This window comes from Streptomyces sp. NBC_00448 (genome assembly GCF_036014115.1).
Classification (GTDB): Bacteria; Actinomycetota; Actinomycetes; order Streptomycetales; family Streptomycetaceae; genus Actinacidiphila.
This window is the reverse complement of record NZ_CP107913.1, coordinates 3719986-3734317: the sequence shown is the minus strand read 5'-3', so window position 1 is coordinate 3734317 and position 14332 is coordinate 3719986. Positions and strand designations below refer to the sequence as shown.

Below are 14332 nucleotides of genomic sequence, written 5' to 3'. Positions count from 1 at the left end.
CTGCGACACAGCGGCTGCGTACAGACCCGTTCAGGCTAGGGACAAATAGGACTGTCAGTCCTCACCCCACGCGCTGGTGTCCCCCGTTAGCGGTAACGTTTGCCGGGATGAACGCCGTCGCCCCCGCCTCGCTCCCGGCGGTCTCCGTGATCATGCCGGTGCTCGACGAAGAGCGTCACCTGCGCGATTCCGTCCGGCACATCCTGGAGCAGGACTACCCGGGCGAGCTCGAAGTCGTCATCGCGCTCGGCCCGTCCGCGGACCGCACCGACGCGATCGCCGCGGAGCTGGTCGCGGAGGACCCCCGGGTGCATACGGTGCCCAACCCCGCCGGCCGCACCCCCGCCGCGCTCAACGCGGCGATCAGGGCGTCCCGGCACCCGGTCGTGGTCCGCGTCGACGGCCACGGCATGCTCTCGCCGGACTACATCGCCACCGCCGTCCGCCTGCTGGAGGAGACCGGCGCGGCGAACGTCGGCGGGCTCATGCACGCGGAGGGCGAGAACGACTGGGAGCGCGCGGTCGCCGCCGCCATGACGTCGAAGATCGGCGTCGGCAACGCGGCCTTCCACACCGGCGGGGCCGCCGCCCCCGCCGACACCGTCTACCTCGGCGTCTTCCGCCGCGAGGTGCTGGAGCGGCAGGGCGGCTACAACGTGGAGTTCGTCCGCGCCCAGGACTGGGAGCTGAACTACCGCATCCGCGAGGCCGGCCACCTCATCTGGTTCTCGCCCGAACTGCGGGTCTCCTACCGGCCCCGGCCCAGCGTGCGCACCCTCGCCAGGCAGTACAGGGACTACGGCCGCTGGCGCCGCGTGGTGACCCGCTACCACCGCGGCTCGGTGAACCTGCGCTACCTCGCCGCCCCGGCGGCCCTGCTGGCCAACGCGGCCGGCATCGTCGTCGGCGCCGCCCTCACCCCGTGGGCCCTGGCCGTCCCGGCCGCGTACGTCGTCGGCATCACCGCCGGTTCGCTGCCGGCCGGGCGCGGCCTGCCGGTCGGCGCCCGGCTGCGGGTCCCGCTCGCGCTGGCCACCATGCACACGTGCTGGGGCTTCGGCTTCCTCACCAGCCCGCGCTCGCTGGCCCGCCGGGTCATCGCCAGCCGCCGCCCCGCGGTGACCGACCCCGCACGCACCGCGCCGGCCGACGTGTAGCCGTCGCCCACCGCGCCAGCAGTACGGCGAGGGCCCACCGGAGAAGTTCCGGTGGGCCCTCGCCGCTTCGCCCGCCGTATCCGCGCCGCTCGCCGTATCCGCGCCGGCGGTCAGAACTGGTAGGTCGGCAGGATGTCCATGCAGCCCTTGGTGTCGGCGCCGTTGATCACATCGGCGTCGTCGGGCACGGAGCCCGCCTTCGGCAGCGTCTTGCTGTAGTCGGTGCCGCTCTTCCAGTCCGAGCCGATCGTCAGGGTGATCGTCTGCACGTCGGAGGACGCCTTGACGTTGTTCGAGGGGATCTTCAGCGCCTTCGCCACGGACAGCGCGTCGGACTTGCTCTGCGCGCCGCCGCTGGACGGGTAGTTCAGCACGGTGCTCTCCCGGGGCGCGGTGTTCTGGCTCGCCTCGGTCTTGGTGAAGCCGGCGGTGCCGAGCGTCTGGGCGATCGAGCCGGCGCGGCCCGGGGTCGCCACGCCGTCCGCGCTTCCCGCGGTGCCGTTGACCACGGTGACCGGGATGCTCGCCGCGGCCTCGGCCGCCGGGCCCGACGGCGCCGACGTGCTCGGCTTGGGCGACGCGGTGCTGGTCTTCGCCTTGCCGTTGGCGTCCATCGCCACGTCGTTGCGCAGCAGCGACCAGACCGTGGCGGCGCTCGGCGCCGGCAGGTAGTGCGCGTCGGGGGCCTCCGGGTCGGCGATGCGCGGCATGGTCGCCATCGTGATCCGGTCCGGCGGGATCGTCTTGAGCTGCATCCCGAGGTCGTAGAGCTTCTTCGGGGTGCCGATCTCGGAGGACACCTCGAACGCGGACATCGCGGTGGTGGCGATCTTGTTGAGCTTCGCCGGGTCGGTGAAGAGGTTCTGGCTGCGCAGCTTGCGGATCAGCGAACTCATGTACATGTGCTGGGCCTTCGAGCGGCCCGCGTCGCTGCCGAAAGCGTGCCGGGTGCGCAGCCACTGGAGCGCCTGGTTGCCCTTGACGGTGTGGGTGCCCTTGGTCAGGTGCAGGTGCGAGCCGCCGGGCTGGGCCGCGGTCGGGTGGTCGTCGACGTTCTCCTTGACGCAGACGTCGACGCCGCCGACCACGTCGGCCATCTTCACCACGCCGGCGAAGTCGATGGTCAGCCAGTGGTCGATGTAGAGGCCGGTGAGGTTCTGCACCGTGGCCAGCGTGCAGCCCGCGCCGCCCCGGCCGAGCGACTCGTTGATGATGGCGTTCTTCTTCGCGTACACCTGGTGCGTCTTGGGGTCGGTGCACTCGGGGATGTCCACCCGGGTGTCGCGCGGGATGCTGACCACCGACATGTTGCTGCGGTCGGCCGACAGGTGCGCGATCATGATCACGTCGGCTCGGGCGCCGGTCGCGTCGGCGGCGCCGCCGAGCTTCGCGTCCTCGGGATCGTCGCGCGTGTCCGAGCCCAGGATGAGGATGTTCATCGGCGTCTGGCCGGCCGAGTTCGCCTTGGACTTGGCGACGGTGGTCTTGCCGCTGCTGCGCTCGCCCTTGCGGATCTTGCCGGCGAGGTACTCGTAGTAGCCGTAGGCCGCGCCCGCGGAACCGAGGACGGCCACCGCGACCGCGATCGCCACCCAGCGGATGACCTTGCGCTTGCGGCTCTTGGCCTTGCGCCGCCCGCCGCGCCGGTGGCCGCCGCCCTGACCGGCCGCGCCGGTGCCGTCACCGGAACTGCCGGAGTCGCCGGGTCCGCCGGGTCCGCCCGGACCTCCCGGTCCGCCGGAGCCCGAACCGCCGCCGATCCCGTCGCCGGCGCCGTCCGCGCCGCCGCCGCGCTCGGTCGGGTACCCGGCCGAACGCGGCCCGGGTATCGCGCCGTCGTGCAGCGGCGGCTCCGCGGCCGGGGCGAAGTCGTTCTCGTAGGGTGCGTACGGCGGGCCGCCGGGAGGCCGGCCCTGGCGGAGGTCCTGCGGGTACCCCTCGTGGTAGGAGCCCTGGTCCCACTCCGGGCCGCCGGGGTTGGAAGCGGCCCCGTATCCGGGCCCTCCCGCCCTGCCGTCGCGCATGGGGACTCCTCCACTGTCACCGGTGGCTGTGCCAGCCGTCATCCTGTCTTCGCCGTCTGCTGCTCAGACCGTCTTTTCAGACCGTCCTCATGTCAGACGGTCAGGCACCGGCCATAGTTGCAACCCGGTGCCTGTGACTTGCTGTGACCTCTCACGCCGTGCGCCGCGCCGCCTGGTCCCCCCGGGCGGCCGCGCGCGTGACGCACCGTACACACCGTGTGCGCCGGCCGGACGCGACCAGCGGGCACTTCGTGTACCGCGGGCACCGCACATCCCCCACCACCGGCGAGGCCGCGCCCTCGCGGCCGACGCCGACGGTCGGCGTAACGCTGCCGATGTCGGGTGATGCTTTCACACCGGTCCTCCGGAGCCCATGGGCACCGGGCACCCGAAACGCCCGCCGGCTCGCCGCGTCGCCGTCAACGGGGTTGCGGGACCGGACACATGGGTGATCACCGGACAATCGGGAGTGTGACCTATCCCACGCAGGTGGTGTCGTCCGCGGTGATCGACTTCAGGCCCTTGGGCGGGGTGGCGGGCAACCCGATGGGGGTGCCGGGCGCGGTGTAGTCCGCGCCCAGGGTGAGCGACATGTACGTGAGCGGCGGCACGTCCTTGGTGCCCTCGATCAGGGCCGAGGCGGGCAGGCCCATCATCGCGGCGAGCGAGCGGGCCTGGTCGGCCTGGTTGGGGGCGTACCGCAGGGTCGTCTTCGCGGGGTGCTGCGAGGAGTCGCCGCCGTTGGCGGAGCGGTTGACGCCCTCGTCGTTCTGCAGCCAGGCGAGCACGTCCTGGGAGGCGCCGAAGGTGCCGGTGCCGTTGTAGACCGTCACCCGCGTGTCGTGCGGGGTGGCCTTGGCGCCGACGAGCTTGGGGTCGGTCCTGACCGGGCCGCGCGACAGCGAGATGTCCTGCTTGACCACGTCGAACAGCTGCGTCGACTTCGCCTTGTCGAGGACGACCGTGTGGTGGGTGCCGTCGGCCGGGTTGTCCTTCACCGGCAACTCGGCGAACGTGAAGTGCTTCCCGTCGACCTTGCCGAACTCCCCGGCCAGGTCGTCCAGTGCGCTGACGCTGCCGATGGGGGTGTCCACGGTCAGCAGGCTCGCCGCCGTGGTGGCCAGCGCGGTGAGCTTCTTCGGATCGGTCAGGGTCGCGCCCGAGGTGGCGGTACGGAACAGCGCGGCCAGGAACTGCTCCTGCACCTGCACCCTGGCCAGGTCGCCGCCGGCGGGCACACCCGACGAGCCGGGCAGTTCCCGCTCGGCGCGCACCAGCGCCAGCGCCTGCGCGCCGGCCACCTTCTGCTTGCCCGCGCCCAGCGACAGACCGGACGCCGGGTCGCGCAGCGGCTCCTTGAGGCACATCTCCACGCCGCCGAGCGCCGTGGTCAGCTTCCGCACCGCCGCGAAGTCCACCATCAGGAAGTGGTCCACCCGCACCCCGGTGAGCTGCGTGACCAGCCGCATCGCGCAGCCGGGGTCGCGCCCGGCGAGCACCGTGGAGAACCGCTGCCCGCTCGCGCCCTTCACCACCGTGTCGCCCACCGGGCACTCGGGCACATCGGTGACCAGGTTGGGCGGGATGCTCACCGCGGTGGCGTTGCTGCGGTCGGCCGACAGGTGCAGCAGCACCGCGGTGTCGGCCTGCCCGGTCGCGGCCGCGGTGCCGTGCTCGTGGCCGAGGCCGGCCCGGCTGTCGGTGCCCAGCACCAGTACGTTCATCTGCCCGGTGGTGGAGAAGGCCGCGCTGCCCGCGTTGCCGACGTCCACGGCGTGGACCACGGTGCCGGAGCGGTGGAAGGCGACGTAGCCGCCGATCCCGCCGGCGACGACCGCGAGGCCGATGGTGCCGGCCGTCCACAGCATCGCCTTGCTCCTGCGCTGCTTGGGCTTGCGGCGGCTCGGGGCGCCCCCGGTCGCGGTTCCGCTCGCGGCCCCGTGCGCGCGCCGGGCGCCCCGGCCGGAGGGGGCCCGGCGGCTGCCCGGGGCGCGCGGGGTGGCGGGCGCAGTGGCGGGCGGCGGTACGGCGGCGGGCGCCACGGGAGCGGCCTGAGCGGCGGAGGCGGCCGGCGCTTCCTGCGGAGATACGGAGCCGGTTGCGGGCGGGTCCGCCGACTCGGCCGGTTCCAGCCGCAGTTGGTAGGTGCCCGTGACCGGGTCGAGCACCCACTGGTCCGCCGGGTCGACGTACCCGGAGCCTTGCGTGTCCACGGTCGCTCGGGACCTCCATCCGCAGTGGCCGGAGCGCCCTACCTTAGTTCATCGGCCTCCGCCGCAGATGTCTCGGTCGGCCGTCGTCCCCTTGAACGTCAAGGTGTTCGAAGGGGTGCCCGAGGGCGTGTTCGACGGGGGGCCCGAGGTGGTGCCCGACGGGGTTCCGGACGGGTCGGGGGTGCCCGGGGCCGTGCTGGAGCCGCCGCTGGAACTGCCGTGGGAACCGCTGCTCTTGCCGTCGTCGCTCACCCGCACCGGCTGGTCGGCGCGCACCGCGGCGAAGAGGTTGTCGGCGTCGGGCTGCACCAGCTGGTCGCGGTTGCGGTCTTTGACGTACTGCTCGACGGGCGTGGTGACGAAGTGGATCGCGCCGGTGGGGATCTTCTGCAGGCGCTGCGCGAGCGAGTACAGCTCGCTGAGCGAGTTGAGGCCGGGGTCGGCGGTCAGCGAGTGGGTGGCCGCGTTCAGCAGCGGGTACACCTTCCCCGGGTTGAGCAGCACCCCGTTGCTCTGCACTTTCTTGATCAGCGACGCGAGGAAGTCCTGCTGGCGGCTGATCCGTTCGGTGTCGCTGCCGTCACCGATGCCGTGCCGGACCCGTACGTAGCCCAGCGCCTGCTCGCCGTTGAGCTTGTGCTTGCCGGCGGACAGGTGGAGGCGCGAGTAGCTGTCGTCGATCGGCTCCGGCGTGCAGATCTCGACGCCGTCGACCGCGTTCACCATGTTCTTGAAGCCGCTGAAGTCCACGATCAGGTGGTGGTCGACCCGCACCCCGGTCAGCTCCTCGACCGCGCGGATCGTGCAGGCCGCGCCGCCGAACTGGAAGGCCCAGTTGAACTGTTCGAACGCCGGGCTGACCGTGCTGCCGTCGGGCTTGGTGCACTTCGGCACGTGCATCATCAGGTCGCGCGGGATGCTCAACGCGGTGGCGTTGCTGCGGTCGGCCGACAGGTGCAGCAGGATCGTGGTGTCCGAGCGCTGCCCGCTGTCCTTGCCGTACTTCGCGTTGGCGCCGTTGCGGATGTCCGAGCCGATCAGCAGGATGTTCTCGGTCGAGGCGGGGCCCTCGGGCGGGCGCTGCGACGCCTGCGCCCTCAGCTCGTTCTCGGTCACCGTGTCGGTGGTGATGTTGCCGTTGAGCTGCTGGTAGACGTACCAGACGCCACCCGCGCAGGCCAGCACGAGGACGGCGGTACTGATCGCGACGACCTTCAGCCAGCGGAAGCGGCGCCTGGGGGCGGGGGCGGCGGGGGTATCCGCCTCGGCCGCGGCGACTGCCGTCTCCGGGGTGCCGGGGGAGTCCTCGGCGGTCGCCGAGTTCGATATGTCGGGTATCTCGGGGGCGTTCGGTACGTCCGGGGGGCCCGGCTCTTTCGGGGAGTCCGCGGTGCCCTCGGCGGTCGGCTCGGCGACGGGCGCGGTTGCCGAACCCGGCGCGTCCTCGCCCGTGTCCGAGATCTCGCCCGTATCCGAACCCTTGTCGGCGTCGGAGCCGTCGTCCGCGTCGGGGCCCTCGGAGTCCGTGTCGCTCTCGTCCGCTGCGTCGGCCGCCTCCGTCGCGGAGCCGTCCGCCGCGTCGGCGGCGGAGTCGTCCTGCGGTGGCTCTGCTGGCGTGGTCACGTCGTGCCCGTCCCTCGGTCAGGGGCCCGGCGGATCGCGCCGGGCGTCATCAGTCGCCGGGGGATCGGACCCGAGTACCCGCACGGCATTCGTTCAGACTGTCGAAACGCCTCAAGGGTTGCCCAGGGCACCCATTATGTGCGGGAGTTGAGGAAGTTCTCATGCAGGATCGACACCCGCGCGATCAGCGGGCGCTCAGACGGTGTCCGGCACTGCCGTGTGGGTGACCCGCTCCGCGTCCTTGCGGCGGGCCAGCCCGTCGGCCGGCAACTGGTCGAGGTGGCGGCACAGGACGACGGAGGACTCGGCGGCGAGCGGCGCCAACAGGCCCGCGGCCAGGCCGTTCCAGCCGTCGTACGGCAGCCCGGACAGCAGCCGCGAGCCAGGTGACAGCTCCAGCACGTCGGCCTCGGAACGCGCCCTGGCCACCACCTCGCCGCCGGTCAGCACCTCGCCGCCCGGGAGTTCGAGCGCCGGGTCCTCCGGACCCACCGGCACGTACGGCACGAACCGGTCGCCCTGGCCCGGCACTTCGACCGCGTAGTCCGCGAACCCCCGCGGCGGCTGCGGGAACCGCCCGCCGAGCGGCCGCAGCGCCAGCGCCATCCGCTCGCCGCCGCAGCTCTCCGCCTCCGCCAGCGTGTCCGGGCCGCTCACCACCAGGTCCGCGTCCGCGGGGTCGCCGCCGGGCACCGCGACCACGCCGGTGGAGAACGCGGCCAGCAGCCACACCGCGGTCTGCCAGTGCGCGGGGAGCAGCAGCGCCACCCGGTCGCCGGGCTCGGCGCCGAGGCCGTCCTGGAGCAGGTTCGCGGTCTTCGCCACCCAGTTGGCGAACGTTGCCACCGACAACTCGACCCGCTCACCGGTCGCATCGTCGTAGAACGTGATCAACGGGCGGCCCGGGTCGGCGCGCAGCGCGTCGGCGAGCAGTCCGGCGGGAGTCAGTGCGCTGGAGGTCACGCCGGTCAGGCTACCTGGGAAGATCCGCGGCGCCGCGCGGTGCGCCCGTCGGACGGGGTGGCGAAACGGTTGACGAGTTATCAGATGATGGTTTATCGGGTTTACCGCTTATGCCACTATCGTTCCCATGCGAGCACACCCCGCCTCCGCGGCCGGTACAGCCGATCCGACCCAACGTCCCGCCACCGAGGCGATCCTGCTGGTCGGCGGCAAGGGCACCAGACTGCGCCCGCTCACCGTACACACCCCCAAGCCGATGGTCCCGGCCGCGGGGGTCCCGTTCCTCACCCACCAGCTGGCCCGGGCCCGCGCCGCCGGTGTCGAGCACATCGTGATGGCCACGTCCTACCTGGCCGAGGTCTTCGAACCGCACTTCGGCGACGGCTCCGCGCTCGGCCTGCACCTGGAGTACGTCACCGAGACCGATCCGCTCGGCACCGGCGGCGCCCTGCGCAACGTCGCCCACCGGCTGCACTCCGCGCCCGATGAACCGGTCCTCGTCTTCAACGGCGACATCCTCACCGGCCTGGACATCCGCGCCCTCGTCACCGCCCACCGCACCCACCGCGCCGACGTGTCGCTGCACCTCACCCGCGTCGACGACCCGCGTGCCTTCGGCCTGGTCCCCACCGACCCCGACGGCCGTGTCACCGCGTTCCTCGAGAAGCCGCAGACGCCCGAGGAGATCGTCACCGACCAGATCAACGCCGGCGCCTACGTCTTCACCCGCGCCCTGCTCGACGCGATTCCCGCCGGGCGCCCGGTCTCCGTCGAACGCGAGACCTTCCCCGGACTGCTCGCCGACGGCGCCCACCTGCACGGCATGGTCGACTCCACCTACTGGCTCGACCTCGGCACCCCGGAAGCCTTCGTACGCGGCTCCGCCGATCTCGTCCTCGGCCTCGCCCCCTCGCCCGCCGTCCCCGGCCGCCGCGGCGAACACCTCGTCCTGCCCGGCGCGGTCGTCGCCGACGACGCCAAACTCTTCGGCGGCACCTGTGTCGCCCCCGGCGCCGTCATCGGCTCCGGCGCCCTCGTCGAGGGCAGCGCCATCCTGTCCGGCGCCCACATCGCCCCCGGCGCGGTGATCCGCGACAGCCTCGTCGGCGCCAACGCCCGCGTCGGCTCCCGTACGGTCCTCGTCGGCGCGGTGATCGGCGACAACGCCGACGTCGGCGCCGACAACGAACTCCTCCGCGGCGCCCGCGTCTGGTGCGACGCCCGCCTTCCCGCGGCCGGCATCCGCTTCTCCTCCGACCAGTAGCCCGACCAGTAGCCCGACAAGGCGACCCGACACGGCAAGCGGCCGCCGGGGCCGGCCCGGGGCGAACCGTGACGTTCGCGGCGGGGCTCCCCGGCGGCGCGCTATACCCTTCCGGGGTGCCCGAAGAGACCGCGCCCCCGCGGGCGGCCGCCGCGCAGGCGACCGCCCCGACGCAGCCGCCCTCCCCGGCGCCGGGCCGTACGCGTACGTGGGTGCCCCCGGCCCCGCTCGACGTACGCCGCACCCTCATGCCGCTGCGCCGTGGCGGCGGCGACCCCGCCTTCCGCATCGCCCCCGACGGCACGGTGTGGCGGGCCAGCCGTACCCCCGCCGGTCCCGGCACCCTGCGACTGACCGGCAGCCCGGCCGCGATCGAGGGCACGGCCTGGGGCCCGGGCGCCCAGTGGCTGCTCGACGGCCTCCCCGCGCTCCTCGGCGCCGACGACGACCCGTCCGCCTTCGTACCGCGGCACCGCATCGTGCACGCCGCCCACCGGCGGCACCCCGGACTGCGGCTGACCCGCACCGGCCTTGTGCTGGAATCGCTGATCCCGTCCGTACTGGAGCAGAAGGTCACCACGATCGAGGCGTACCGCGCCTGGCGGCTGCTCCTGCTCCAGCACGGCGAGGCCGCCCCGGGGCCGCAGGGCGCCGACATCCCGCGCGGCATGCGGGTCATGCCGGACCCGCGCGGCTGGGCCCGGGTGCCGTCGTGGGACTGGCGCGGCGCCGGCGTCGACAACAAGCGGGCCTCCGCCGTCCTGCGCGCGGTCCGCCTCGGCGCCCGCCTGGACTCCCTCGCCGACCGCCCGGCCGAGGACGCCGCCGCCCTGCTCCGTACGGTCCCCGGCATCGGGCCGTGGACGGCCGCGGAAACCCTCCAGCGCAGCCATGGCGCCCCCGACGCCGTCACCGTCGGCGACCTCCACCTGCCGCATCACATCGGCTACGCCCTCACCGGCGAACCGCGCTCCGACGACGAGACGATGCTGCGCCTGCTCGCCCCGTACGAAGGGCAGCGGCACCGCGCCACCCGGCTGATCCTGCTCGCCGCTCCCGGACCGCCCCGGCGCGCGCCGCGGATGGCGCCGCCCCGCCACCACTGAAGCCTGCACCGGCCGGCCAACGGGGACGGCCCGCCGCCCGCCCGGGGCGGTCAGCGCACCGCGAGGAACGGTTCGGCCGCGCGCTCGGCCCGGGGTGCGGGCGCCTCCGCCGGCCGGCCGATCGCGATCGTGCCGAGCGGGTCCCAGGAGGGCGGCAGGTCGAGGACCTCCCGCACCACATCGCGGCAGAACAGCGCAGAGGACACCCACGCCGACCCCAACTGCTCGCCGGCCAGGGCGACCAGGAAGTTCTGCACGCCGGCGCCACCGGAGACCAGGAACATCTCCCGCTCGGCCGTCGCCCGCCGCGCGTCCGGGTACGCGTGTGCGCCGCCCTCGGTGACCAGGCACGGCACCACCAGGTACGGCGCCTTGCGCAGCAAGTCGCCGCGCCGCAGCCGCTTGCCGACGCTCTGCTCCGAGAAGCCGTCCCCGCGCAGGTCCGCGGCCCAGGCGTCGCGCATCGCGTCCAGCAGCCGCACCCGCACCTGGGGCGTCTCCAGCAGCACGAACCGCCAGGGCGTGGTGTGGTGCGGGGCGGGCGCGGTCACCGCGAGGGCCACGGCCCGCCGTACGGCCGCGGGGTCCACGGGGGCGTCGGCGAACTCCCGTACGGTGCGGCGCAGCGACACCGCCTCCCGCACCGCCTCCGATGTGCCGAGCCGGAACATGTCGTTGGCGGCGACCCGGACCAGCGCCCGCGCCCCGATGTCGCCCGCGCCGCCGTCGTCCTGACCGCTGCCGTTGCCGTCCGCGGCGCCATCCGCTGGGGGCTCGGCCGGCAGCAGCACGCCGCCCAGGCCGCGCACCACCGCGACCGGCAGCCCCGTGGCCTTGCCCTTGACGAGGTCGCCGGCCGCGGCCAGTTCGTCCGCGGTCGCGGTGACCGTGACGCTCAGCGGGTTGCCGTGGGAGTCCTGGCCGCCGCGCAGATCGTCCAGCACTCGCACGCCGGCCGCGCCGATCGCCACGTCGGTGAGCCCTTCGCGCCAGGGCCGCCCGAAGGTGTCGGTGACGATGACGCCGACCCGCACTCCCAGCGCGTCGCGCAGCCCGTCCCGGATGGCGCGGGCCGACGCGTCGGGGTCCTCGGGCAGCAGGAGGACGGTGCCCGCGGGGGTGTTGGACGCGTCGACCCCGGCCGCGGCCATCACGAAGCCGTGCCGCGTCTCCACGATCCGGGTCGGCCCGCGACGGGCCACCAACCGCACCGCCTCGGCGTCGATCGCGGCCTCGCGGTCGTCCGCGTCCACCACGCGCCCCTCGGCCTTGCTGACGATCTTCGACGTGACCAGCAGCACATCGCCGTCGGCGAGGTCGGTGCCGGCCTCGGCGATCAACTTGGCGATGTCGGAACCCGGCTGCACCTCGCCGATCCCGGGCACCCCCAACACCTCGTAGCGGGGCGCTGGCGCGGTCATGCCCGCACCTCCTCGGCGAACGCGAGCGCTTCCCGCGCCATCCGCGTGGTCGCCTCCAGGTCCGTCATGAGCAACGGCACCGCCCGGCAGCGGATGCCGGCCGCCTCGACCTCCTCGACGGCGCCCGCGTCCACGGTGTCGACGAGCCACCCGTCCAGCAGCCCGCTGCCGTAGTGCGCCGCCACCGCCGCCGCGGTGGACTCGACGCCCACGGCGGCCAGCACCTTGTCGGCCATCCCGCGCACCGGCGCGTCACCGACGATGGGGGACAGGCCCACCACCGGCACCCCGGCCTCCGCGATGGCCTCCCGTACGCCGGGCACGGCCAGGATGGTGCCGACGCTGACCACCGGGTTGGACGGCGGGAAGACGATCACATCGGCGCTGCCGATCGCCTCCAGCACCCCGGGCGCGGGCTTCGCGCCCTCCGCGCCCACCGGCACCACCGCGTGCGCGGGCACCGAAGCGCGCAACCGCACCCAGTACTCCTGGAAGTGGATCGCCTTGCGCTCCCCGTCGACCTCGACGAGCACGTGCGTCTCGATCCTGTCGTCGGACATCGGGATCAGCCGCACCCCGGGCTTCCAGCGGGCGCACAGCGCCTCGGTGACCGCGCTGAGCGGGTAGCCGGCGCTGATCATCTGGCTGCGGACGATGTGCGTGGCGAAGTCCCGGTCGCCCAGCCCGAACCACTCGGGCCCGACGCCGTAGGCCGCGAGCTCCTCCTTGACCGCGAAGGTCTCGTCGGCCCGCCCCCAGCCCTGCTCCTCGTGGATGCCGCCGCCCAGGGTGTACATGACGGTGTCCAGGTCGGGACAGACCTTCAGCCCGAACAGGTGGATGTCGTCTCCGGTGTTGCCGATGACGGTGATGTCCGCCTCCGGCGCCGCTGCCTTGAGGCCGCGCAGGAAGCGCGCTCCTCCGATACCTCCGGCCAGAACCACGATTCGCATGGGCCCAGTCTGTCAGCCCCGCGACCGGGGACGCCGGGCCGTCCCGCCGGCTACGCCTGTGCGGGCGTGCGGGCGCCGGGCGTGCACGCGTACGGGGTCATCTCGGTCAGCCCGGGGAAGTACACGTGCAGGCTGACGGCGCCGTCCAGCGACTCGTTGACGACGTCGTGGACGTAGCCGGGGGCGAACACGCGCTGGTGACCGGGCGTCAGGGTGCGGCGGGTCTCGCCGCGGGCGGTCAGCGCGCGTTCGTGCAAGGTGCCGTCCAGGACGGTGAGCACGCCGCTGGAAAGGCCGTGGTCGTGCAGCCCGCTGCCCTGTCCGGGCAGCCAGCTCAGCAGCCACACCTCGTAGCCGGGGCCGGTTCGCAGGCGGGCGTACCAACGGGTGGTGGCGTCGTAGCGCACCTGCGGAGCCCACTGCGCGCGGTCGGCGGCGATGGAGCGGGCGAGCCCGGCGAACTCCGCGACGGTGCGGGGGTGTTGGGGCACCGGCGGGAGCAGGTGGGGCAGTTCGAGCGGGTCACCGGCGATCGAGACGTCGGAGTACATGGGGTGAGTTCCTCGGGGTGCGCATGATGCGGAAGGTGCCGGCGGCCGTGGCGGCCGGTCAGGGGATCAGCGACAGCGGGAGGAACAACAACAGCTCTGTGCGAGCGCGACGCAGCAGGACTCGCGGCGGCGAGTCCGGAAGGGCGCGTTGTGCTCGGCATGCATGACAGCAAGCAAAGCGGTCGGAGCGGCGGCCTGTCAACCGAATGTCCGAAATGCCCGACTGCTTTCACCTGATCCGGCAGGGTCGGGTGGTGAAAGGTTTGTGCGCGACGGGGTGCGGATAGGAGGTGGCGCATCCGCGCAGATCTGATGCGGATCGCCTTCCGGATCTGGGAGAACACGCCATCCCGGTATGACGTTGTGCTTCTGTGATCGAAATGTGATCCGCAACGCTTCACTCGAACGGACGGAACGTCGCCCGTCGCCGCAGCGTCTGACGGAACGTGAGCGTTTGGCCGTGGGGGCCACGGTTGACGGATGCGGTCGTTTAGGCCGATATCAACACTATCTGTCACTCCTTGGTTCAGCGGAGTGAATAACGGGCCCAATAGCAGATCTCGGCTTGACTGGCCCGGATCGGCACACTTGTAATTTCACTCGTGTCGTTCGGCCGGACCGCCGGACGTGGTCCGACGGCCAGGCACCATCACGGGGAAGCACGACAGACAGGGGCGCGCATGACCGAGCAGTTCCAGTTGCTGCTGGCTGAAGAGGCCGACGAGGAACTCGGCTGGCAGGAGCGCGCGCTGTGTGCGCAGACCGACCCCGAATCCTTTTTCCCCGAGAAGGGCGGCTCCACCCGCGAGGCGAAGAAGGTCTGCCTCGCCTGCGAAGTCCGCTCCGACTGCCTGGAGTACGCCCTCGCCAACGACGAGCGCTTCGGCATCTGGGGCGGCCTGTCCGAGCGGGAGCGCCGCCGGTTGAAGAAGGGCGTCGTCTGACCCCCGATCCCCGGCCGGCACCCCGCCGCCCACCCGGTTCCCGCCCTTCCGGGACCTCGCATCCGGCCCGTCTTCCGCGCCCTCCGGCACGGCAGGCGGGCCGCTGTTGTGCC

11 protein-coding genes are annotated in these 14332 nt (G+C 73.1%); 4 read left to right on the top strand and 7 right to left on the bottom strand.

What is annotated here, in order from left to right; all coding sequences use genetic code 11:
- Window positions 1-107 precede the first annotated feature (107 nt).
- The gene (locus OG370_RS15730) at window positions 108-1157 is read left to right on the top strand and encodes a glycosyltransferase family 2 protein (protein WP_328464703.1); all 1050 of its coding nucleotides are present in this window, start codon (window positions 108-110) and stop codon (window positions 1155-1157) included.
- Between the two features lie 110 nt (window positions 1158-1267).
- Here OG370_RS15730 and OG370_RS15725 read toward each other — a convergent pair whose 3' ends face one another.
- The 4 genes from OG370_RS15725 to OG370_RS15710 form a co-directional block, all read right to left on the bottom strand.
- Window positions 1268-3181 carry an LCP family protein gene (locus OG370_RS15725; protein ID WP_328464701.1) on the bottom strand — a complete coding sequence of 638 codons (1914 nt, stop codon included), beginning with the start codon at window positions 3179-3181 and terminating at the stop codon, window positions 1268-1270.
- Between the two features lie 476 nt (window positions 3182-3657).
- Entirely contained in the window at window positions 3658-5394 is a 1737-nt protein-coding gene (locus OG370_RS15720; protein ID WP_328464699.1) for an LCP family protein, read from the bottom strand.
- A gap of 48 nt (window positions 5395-5442) precedes the next feature.
- Complete coding sequence (locus OG370_RS15715; RefSeq protein ID WP_328464697.1) at window positions 5443-7017, bottom strand: LCP family protein; 1575 nt, start codon at window positions 7015-7017, stop codon at window positions 5443-5445.
- 195 nt (window positions 7018-7212) lie between these two features.
- On the bottom strand, window positions 7213-7980 hold the full coding sequence (locus tag OG370_RS15710) for a TIGR03089 family protein (protein WP_328464695.1): 768 nt from the start codon (window positions 7978-7980) through the stop codon (window positions 7213-7215).
- A gap of 127 nt (window positions 7981-8107) precedes the next feature.
- Here OG370_RS15710 and OG370_RS15705 point away from each other — a divergent pair, with 127 nt between their 5' ends.
- Together OG370_RS15705 and OG370_RS15700 are read left to right on the top strand one after the other, a co-directional pair.
- Window positions 8108-9244, top strand: coding sequence for an NDP-sugar synthase (locus OG370_RS15705; protein WP_328464693.1), 1137 nt, complete (start codon window positions 8108-8110; stop codon window positions 9242-9244).
- A gap of 116 nt (window positions 9245-9360) precedes the next feature.
- Window positions 9361-10350 carry a DNA-3-methyladenine glycosylase family protein gene (locus OG370_RS15700; protein ID WP_443060678.1) on the top strand — a complete coding sequence of 330 codons (990 nt, stop codon included), beginning with the start codon at window positions 9361-9363 and terminating at the stop codon, window positions 10348-10350.
- A 50-nt stretch (window positions 10351-10400) separates the two neighbouring features.
- On the opposite strand, the gene OG370_RS15695 is transcribed toward OG370_RS15700, so the two are convergent.
- From OG370_RS15695 to OG370_RS15685, 3 genes are read right to left on the bottom strand one after another with little or no spacing between them, the layout of a single operon-like run.
- The gene (locus OG370_RS15695) at window positions 10401-11771 is read right to left on the bottom strand and encodes a coenzyme F420-0:L-glutamate ligase (RefSeq protein WP_328464691.1); all 1371 of its coding nucleotides are present in this window, start codon (window positions 11769-11771) and stop codon (window positions 10401-10403) included.
- On the bottom strand, window positions 11768-12724 hold the full coding sequence (gene cofD, locus OG370_RS15690; RefSeq protein WP_328464689.1) for a 2-phospho-L-lactate transferase: 957 nt from the start codon (window positions 12722-12724) through the stop codon (window positions 11768-11770). Before cofD ends, OG370_RS15695 begins: the two co-directional genes overlap by 4 nt.
- Window positions 12725-12774: 50 nt before the next feature.
- On the bottom strand, window positions 12775-13275 hold the full coding sequence (locus OG370_RS15685) for a cysteine dioxygenase (RefSeq protein WP_328464687.1): 501 nt from the start codon (window positions 13273-13275) through the stop codon (window positions 12775-12777).
- 680 nt (window positions 13276-13955) lie between these two features.
- Between OG370_RS15685 and OG370_RS15680 the strand changes: the two genes are divergently transcribed.
- On the top strand, window positions 13956-14219 hold the full coding sequence (locus OG370_RS15680) for a WhiB family transcriptional regulator (protein WP_031519519.1): 264 nt from the start codon (window positions 13956-13958) through the stop codon (window positions 14217-14219).
- The last annotated feature ends 113 nt before the right edge of the window (window positions 14220-14332 follow it).

What these genes read in the sequence shown, in the direction of transcription:
- OG370_RS15730 (WP_328464703.1), top strand. Translation starts at nt 108, where the DNA reads ATGAACGCCGTCGCCCCCGCCTCGCTCCCGGCGGTCTCCGTGATCATG.
- OG370_RS15725 (WP_328464701.1), bottom strand. Translation starts at nt 3,181, where the DNA reads ATGCGCGACGGCAGGGCGGGAGGGCCCGGATACGGGGCCGCTTCCAAC.
- OG370_RS15705 (WP_328464693.1), top strand. Translation starts at nt 8,108, where the DNA reads ATGCGAGCACACCCCGCCTCCGCGGCCGGTACAGCCGATCCGACCCAA.
- OG370_RS15695 (WP_328464691.1), bottom strand. Translation starts at nt 11,771, where the DNA reads ATGACCGCGCCAGCGCCCCGCTACGAGGTGTTGGGGGTGCCCGGGATC.
- cofD (WP_328464689.1), bottom strand. Translation starts at nt 12,724, where the DNA reads ATGCGAATCGTGGTTCTGGCCGGAGGTATCGGAGGAGCGCGCTTCCTG.
- OG370_RS15685 (WP_328464687.1), bottom strand. Translation starts at nt 13,275, where the DNA reads ATGTACTCCGACGTCTCGATCGCCGGTGACCCGCTCGAACTGCCCCAC.
- OG370_RS15680 (WP_031519519.1), top strand. Translation starts at nt 13,956, where the DNA reads ATGACCGAGCAGTTCCAGTTGCTGCTGGCTGAAGAGGCCGACGAGGAA.